The organism is Saccharothrix luteola (genome assembly GCF_020859565.1).
GTDB classification, from domain to species: Bacteria; Actinomycetota; Actinomycetes; order Mycobacteriales; family Pseudonocardiaceae; genus Actinosynnema; species Actinosynnema luteola.
This window is the reverse complement of sequence record NZ_JAJHUO010000030.1, coordinates 25,103-31,509: the sequence shown is the minus strand read 5'-3', so window position 1 is coordinate 31,509 and position 6,407 is coordinate 25,103. Positions and strand designations below refer to the sequence as shown.

Annotated in this window: 7 protein-coding genes; 3 read left to right on the top strand and 4 right to left on the bottom strand. The window is 71.9% G+C overall.

Translation table 11 applies throughout. The annotated features are described in order from the left end of the window. Positions 1-68: 68 nt before the first annotated feature. The gene (locus LNK82_RS35465; protein WP_230571304.1) at positions 69-527 is read right to left on the bottom strand and encodes a MaoC family dehydratase; all 459 of its coding nucleotides are present in this window, start codon (positions 525-527) and stop codon (positions 69-71) included. Positions 528-529: 2 nt separating this feature from the next. Next, a complete protein-coding gene (gene fabG, locus LNK82_RS35460; RefSeq protein ID WP_230571303.1) occupies positions 530-1,291 on the bottom strand; it encodes a 3-oxoacyl-ACP reductase FabG in 762 nt (253 codons plus the stop codon). A gap of 126 nt (positions 1,292-1,417) precedes the next feature. On the opposite strand from fabG, the gene LNK82_RS35455 reads away from it, so the two are divergent. Together LNK82_RS35455 and LNK82_RS35450 are read left to right on the top strand one after the other, a co-directional pair. Beyond that, the gene (locus tag LNK82_RS35455) at positions 1,418-2,206 is read left to right on the top strand and encodes an SDR family NAD(P)-dependent oxidoreductase (RefSeq protein WP_230571302.1); all 789 of its coding nucleotides are present in this window, start codon (positions 1,418-1,420) and stop codon (positions 2,204-2,206) included. A gap of 5 nt (positions 2,207-2,211) precedes the next feature. After that, positions 2,212-3,165 (top strand): quinone oxidoreductase family protein, encoded by a 954-nt coding sequence (locus LNK82_RS35450; protein ID WP_230571301.1) that lies wholly within the window; start codon positions 2,212-2,214, stop codon positions 3,163-3,165. A 51-nt stretch (positions 3,166-3,216) separates the two neighbouring features. Here the strand turns inward: LNK82_RS35450 and LNK82_RS35445 are convergent, their stop codons facing one another. Further along, on the bottom strand, positions 3,217-3,672 hold the full coding sequence (locus LNK82_RS35445) for a DUF6319 family protein (protein WP_230571300.1): 456 nt from the start codon (positions 3,670-3,672) through the stop codon (positions 3,217-3,219). Positions 3,673-3,751: 79 nt separating this feature from the next. Between LNK82_RS35445 and LNK82_RS35440 the strand changes: the two genes are divergently transcribed. Further along, positions 3,752-4,099 (top strand): DUF6401 family natural product biosynthesis protein, encoded by a 348-nt coding sequence (locus tag LNK82_RS35440; RefSeq protein ID WP_230571299.1) that lies wholly within the window; start codon positions 3,752-3,754, stop codon positions 4,097-4,099. A gap of 41 nt (positions 4,100-4,140) precedes the next feature. On the opposite strand, the gene LNK82_RS35435 is transcribed toward LNK82_RS35440, so the two are convergent. Continuing rightward, entirely contained in the window at positions 4,141-6,393 is a 2,253-nt protein-coding gene (locus tag LNK82_RS35435; protein ID WP_230571298.1) for an eCIS core domain-containing protein, read from the bottom strand. Positions 6,394-6,407 lie beyond the last annotated feature (14 nt).

The following is a 6,407-nucleotide window of genomic DNA, read 5'->3' as shown; positions in this document are numbered from 1 at the left end:
GCCGGCGCCCCGCCCACCGTGGGGCGCCGCCGGCGCGTGGGGGGGGGGGGCCCCCCCCACCACGTCGGTCAGGCGGCCGGGACCAGCAGGACCACGGTCTCCGCCACGCACCCGGGCTTCGGGTTGCCCTCGATCTCGACGGTCACCTTCACCACGGCCTGCTTGCCCTGCGCCGCGTCGGTGATCTCCGCCAGCTCGGCCCCTGCCCGCACCCGCGACCCGACGACCACCGGGCTCGGGAAGCGCACCTTGTTCAACCCGTAGTTCACGCCCATGGCCAGCCCCCGCACCGTGTAGATGTCCCTCACCAGCAACGGGATGAGGGACAGCGTCAGGTAGCCGTGCGCGACCGGCGCGCCGAACGGGCCCGCGGCGGCCTTCTCCAGGTCCACGTGGATCCACTGGTGGTCGCCGGTGGCGTCGGCGAACAGGTTGATCTCCGCCTGCGTGATCTCGTGCCACTCGCCGTGGCCGAGGTGCTCGCCCTTGGCCGCCGCCAGTTCCTCCAGGTCAGCGAATACCCGCATCGTCAGTCCTTCGGTCCGCCGGCGACGTAGATGACCTGACCGGACACGAACCCGGCGCCCTCGCTGACCAGGAACGACGCCGTGTGCGCGATGTCCTCGGGCGTGCCGACGCGCTGCACCGGGATCGCCGCCGCCGCGCCCTTCTTGAAGTCCTCGAAGTCGACGCCGACCCGGGCCGCCGTCGCGGCGGTCATGTCGGTCGCGATGAACCCCGGCGCGATCGCGTTCACCGTCACGTTGAACTTGCCGAGCTCGATCGCCAACGTCTTGGTGAACCCCTGCAGGCCCGCCTTGGCGGCCGAGTAGTTCGCCTGGCCGCGGTTGCCCAGCGCCGACGTGCTGGACAGGTTGACGATCCGGCCCCAGTTCGCCGCGGTCTGGAACTTCTGCACCGCCCGGCTCATCAGGAACGTGCCGCGCAGGTGGACGTTGATCACCGCGTCCCAGTCGTCGTCGGTCATCTTGAACAGCAGGTTGTCCCGCAGGATGCCCGCGTTGTTGACCAGCACGGTGGGCGCGCCCAGCTCGTCGGCCACCCGCTGCACGGCCGCGTCCACCGCCGCGCTGTCGCTGACGTCGACACCCACCGCCAGCGCCGTCCCGCCGGAGGCCTTGATCTTCTCCACGGCCTCGGCGCAGCTGTCCTCGGAGAGGTCGAGCAGCGCGACGGCCATGCCGTCGTGCGCGAGCCGCGTGGCTACGGCGGCGCCGATGCCCCGTGCGGCACCGGTGACGATGGCCACCCGTGCGTCCGTCTCGGCCACGGTCAGTCCTCCTTGATCTGCGGGCCTAAGCAACCGCTTAGTAACCTACCGGCGACGTCGCCTTGACGCCAGAGCGTGTCAGGGGAACCATACCGACTGGTCGGAATGCCAGCCAGAGGAGGCGCGGTGGAGTTCTCGGGCAAGGTCGCACTGGTCACCGGTGCCGCGAACGGCATCGGCGCGGGGGTGGCACGCCGACTGGCCGCCGCCGGCGCTTCCGTCGTCGTCGCCGACGTGGACGACGCGCGAGGCGAAGCCGTGGCCGACGAGATCGGCGGCGTGTTCGCGCACTGCGACGTGCGCGACCCCCGGCACAACGAGGCGGCGGTCGCGACGGCCGTGGCGCGGTTCGGCGGGCTCGACATCGCCGTGCTCAACGCCGGCATCGCCACCGGCTTCGGGCTGGGTGACGACTTCGACGCCGAGCGGTACCGCACGGTCATGGGCATCAACCTCGACGGTGTGGTGTTCGGCGTGCACGCGGCGTTGCCCGAGCTGAAGAAGACGGGCGGGCGCATCGTCGCCACCGCCAGCATGGCGGGCCTGATGGCGATGCCCATGGATCCCCTCTACGGCGCGAACAAGGCCGCCGTCGTCGGCCTGGTGCGGGGCTTGGCGCCGGTGGCCGCCGCCGACGGCGTCACCGTCAACGCGGTGTGCCCGTCGTTCGCCGACACCGCCATCATCACCGGCTTCAAGTCCGCCTTGGAGTCCGCGGGGATGCCGGTGATGAGCGTGGACGACGTGGTGGACGCGTTCGTCTCCGTGTTGCGCGACGGCGAACCAGGTGAATGCTGGTTCGTGCAGGCCGGACGTCCCAGCGCGCCGTTCACCTTCCCCAACCCGCCGGGCCCGCGCACCGCCACCGGTGAACGCGTGCGGCTCGAGCACGACCCGATCGCCAAGGAGAACTGAGCACCGTGCGCGCCATCCAGATCACCGAGTTCGGCGGACCCGAGGTCCTCACCGAGGTCGAGCTGCCCGACCCCGTGGCGGGCGAGGGCGAACTGCTCGTCGACGTCAGCCGCGCGGGCCTCAACTACGCCGACACCCACCAGGCCGAGAACTCCTACCTGTCGAAGATGGAGCTGCCGCTGGTGCCCGGCGGCGAGGTCGTCGGCACGGCGGGCGACCGGCGCGTGGTCGGCCTCACCAACTTCGGCGGGTACGCGCAGAAGGCCGTGGTGCCCGAGGCGACCGCGTTCGACGTGCCGGACGGCGTGGACGACCTCACCGCGTTGAGCATGGTCGTGCAGGGCGCGACGGCCTGGCTGCTGCTGCGCCGCAGCGCCCACCTCGAGCAGGGGGAGAGCGTCGTCGTGCACGCCGCCGCCGGCGGGGTCGGGTCGCTGGCCGTGCAGCTGGCGAAGAAGTGGGGCGCGGGTCGCGTCATCGCCACCGCGAGCACCGAGGACAAGCGCGCGTTGGCGCTGGAGCTGGGCGCGGACGTCGCGGTCGACTCGACCGCCGAGAACATGACCGATGCGCTGCGCGAGGCGAACGGCGGTCGGCGCGTCGACGTCGTGCTGGACATGACGGGCGGCGCGGTGACCGACCAGAGCATCGCCGCGCTGGCGCCGTTCGGGCGGCTCGCGTTCTACGGGATGGCGAGCCGGGAACAGCCGACACCGGTCGAGCCGGGCCGACTGCTGGTCAAGTCCGCCGCCATCGCGGGCATGTGGCTGCCGCACGCGTTCAAGCTGCCGGGCCGGGTCGTGCACCGGGCCATGGCCGAGCTGTTCGACCTGGTCCTGGCGGGCGACCTGCGGGCCGTGCCGGGCGGTGAGTACGGGCTGTCCGAGGTGCGTCGTGCACATGAGGACCTGCGAGCCCGCCGCACGACCGGAAAACTGGTCCTCGACCCGTCACGCTGAGGAAGGGGTGCCGTCGCTCGTGCTCGGGCGGCGGCACCCGTCCCGGGCAGGTCAGTCGCTCAGCTCTGCCAACGCGGCCTTGACCTTCGCGAGCTCGGCCTCCAGCTCCTCCATCCGCGTGCGGTGCTGGGCGCGGGCCGCCTCGATGACCTCGTCGATACCGCCCGCGATGTCGTCGTGCAGCTCCTTGGCCGCCCGCGACACCGCCGCGGCGGAGATCGGCAGACCCTGCACGACCCGCTTGGTGCCGTGCACCAGGTCGGCCTGCCACTCGCCGTCGGCGGTCCCGGTGACGGTCAGCGTCAGCTCGACCGTGCGGGTCTTCTTGGCCGTCGACTTCGGCCGCTTCGCCGCGGGCTTGGCCTCCGCGGGCTGTTCGGGCTGCTCTGCCTGTGCCACGGGTGCGACCTCCTGCTGCACGGGTGCGGCGGGCGCCTCGGCGTCCACCGTCTCTTCCTGCTCCACGAGCGTGTCCGCCTGCACGTTCTCGTCGTCCTCTCTGCGCATCCGGCTCGACCCGGCGTGATGATAGAACACGTGTTCGATGGTGGGTCGATCGCCCCGCACAGCGTAGGGTGTCGGCCTTGTGAGCGGTTGGAGGGACTTCCCCGCTCGCCGGTTCTTGGACCGGTTGAGCGACGAACTCGGTATTGCGGCGGTGCTGGCGCCTGGCGTCCTGGCGCCGGGGGTGCTGGCGGCGATCGACCAGCACGGCGCGGCGGTGCGCGACATCCTCGCGTTCGGCGTGCCGGCGGCGGCGGTGGCCGGCGCGGTGCTGCTGGCCGAGTACGCCAAGGGCGTGCTCGACGAGGCGAGGGCGCAGGGCTGGGAGCCGCCGGCGATCGTGGACTGGGCGAACGCGGACTGGCTGACGCTGAGACTGGCCTCCGTCTGCCACCTCGCCCGGCGCGACGAGCCGGCGTTGGAAGGCTAGTCCGAGGCGCCGCGACAGGCCGGTACGCCGATCGCACGACGTCACAGGCTCTGGAGGCTGCGGACGGTCGTCGTCGTCCTGCGGGGGTCCGACTCGGCGTCGCTGTTCACCGGGTGCGAGTGGTCCCGCTCTTCCACGACTATGTAGTAGTGCTGGCCGTGGACGGTGACCTTCACCCGGCTGCTCGGGCGCGGGTGGATGTGGGCGACCGTCCCGACCTCCCGGTTCTCGCCGAAGACGCGGGACGTCCGGGTGTCGTCCGAGGCGGTCTCCAGGAGCTGCCGACCGGCCAGCAGGCGGGTGACCAGCACCTCGGTCAGGTGACCGTGGAGCTTGGCGGCGCTGAAGCCGGCCCCGGGGAGTCCGCCGAGCGCCTCGAAGACCCTCATGGCCGCCTCCGCCAGCGGGGTCGCCCTCCAGTCGACGAGCCAGGCCAGCAGGAGCCTCGCCTCGTCGTCGTTGAGGACGGTCATCACCACGTCCTGGACGCTCGCCTTGATCAGGACGTCGAAGTGGTGCTTGTCGCCGTCCGCGACGACCTCCCGATCGAAGCTGTGGAAGCGGTACTTCGCCTCCTGGTGCAGCTGCTGGGTGAACAGCGCCCGCACGTTCGGCCCGGCGGTCAGGTTCCCCGCGTTGTTGTGCCTGGTGCGCCAGTTGTCGTTGACGGCGTTCTGGAGCTTGACGGCTTCCGCCCTCGCCAAGGTGTACGCGTCGCGCTCCCTCGCGGAGGGCTTGAAGAAGTCCGTGAAGTCCCCGGGCCGAAGCGGCGCCGGGGCCTGGGCCCCTCCCCGTCCCCTGCCCGCGGCGGCGCCGCGACCGGCCGGCGCCCCTCCCCGTCCCCGTGCCCTGCCCGCGGCGGCGCCTCGACCGGCCGCGATTCCTCCCTGCCCCGGCCCGGGCGCCGCCGGCGGGCGTGGTCCGCCCACCTTGACGTAGGGCGTGGAGACGTTGCTCTGCACGTTGGTGTTGGGGGTCGTCTTCGTCCGCTTCGCCAGCCGGGTGGCCGGTGCCGTCTGCTCCGGGTCCGATGACGGCGTGGGAACCAGTTCGAACGGGTTCTCGTCCCCGTTCTCCGGCTTCTTCAAGCTCTTGTTGTACTGCTCGATGATCTCGCTGACGGTGAGGCCGACGTTGCCGCCACCCCCGAACGCCTGCTTGAGCTTCTCCCTGGAGTCGAGGAGGTCGTCGTCCGCGTACCTGGCCGTCGGCAGCGGTCCGTAGACGAGTTCGATCGTGGGGATGCCGCTCGTCCGGTCCATGCCCTCGACCACCAGTTTCAGCATCGGCATGTCGAGGTCCGGCGTCGTGGCCGCGGTGTGGGCGATCGACTCCTTGTTCTCCACCGTCCCGTCGAGGACGTCGAGGAAGGAGCCGGACAGCTCGACCTCCAAGCCGGTGATGTTCGGGTCGCTCAGGGTGGTCGGCTGGGTCCGAACCCCTTCGGCGCCCCGCCTGTACTCGCGGGCCCACTCGCCCACCAGCGCCGGGTTGACCTCCGGGCTCTGGAGGAGCCGCTGCAACCTGTTCGCGGAGCCGGGCGCGGGGTCGTTGACGACGGCCACCGGGTTCGTCCGGGCGAGGCGGATCTCGAAGAAGGTGACGAAGTCGGGGTCGTTCGCCACGTCGTGCTGGGCCAGCAGTTGGGTGAAGTCGTTCATCGTCATCCGCTGGACGACCGGCGCCCGCTGGACAGCGGGGTGGGCGTGGCCGGCGTGCGACTCGTGGGTGTGCGCGTGGCCCTGTGCGTCGGGTACTGGGCGGGACATGACGCGGTGCGCCTCGGCCTCGGCGGCGCGCTCGAAGGAGTCGCCGGGGTCGGACACCGCGACGCCGTCGTCGCGCGCGGTGGTCGACACCGGGCCGCTGCGCTGCTGGATGACGTGGACGAGCTCGTGGGCCAGGGTGTGCCGGTCGCCGCCGCCGGAGCCGACGACCACGTGGTTGCCCGAGGTGTAGGCGCGGGCGCCCATCTCGGCAGCCGAGCGCTGGGCGGCGGTGTCGGTGTGCACGCGCACGTCGGAGAAGTCGGCGCCCAGCCGGGCCTCCATCTCGTCGCGGACCGGCGCGTCGAGGGGCCGGCCGGCGGAACCCAGCACGTCGTGCGCGGTGGAGCGCTGGACCGGGTGCTCCGGTTGCCCGCTCATCATCCCGGCGACGGCGGTGTTGCCGATCCTGCGTTGCAGGGCCACCAGCGCGGACGGCGCGGGTGCCTCCGAGGGTGCCTTGGTGCGGGCGACCGGGTCGGCGACCGGCGGCGCGCCATGCTGGTGTTCGGGCTCCTGCGCGTGCATGGCTGCTCTCCGTG

Coding starts and splice junctions, on each gene's coding strand:
- LNK82_RS35445 (WP_230571300.1), bottom strand. CDS start 3,672: ATGCGCAGAGAGGACGACGAGAACGTGCAGGCGGACACGCTCGTGGAG.
- LNK82_RS35465 (WP_230571304.1), bottom strand. CDS start 527: ATGCGGGTATTCGCTGACCTGGAGGAACTGGCGGCGGCCAAGGGCGAG.
- LNK82_RS35435 (WP_230571298.1), bottom strand. CDS start 6,393: ATGCACGCGCAGGAGCCCGAACACCAGCATGGCGCGCCGCCGGTCGCC.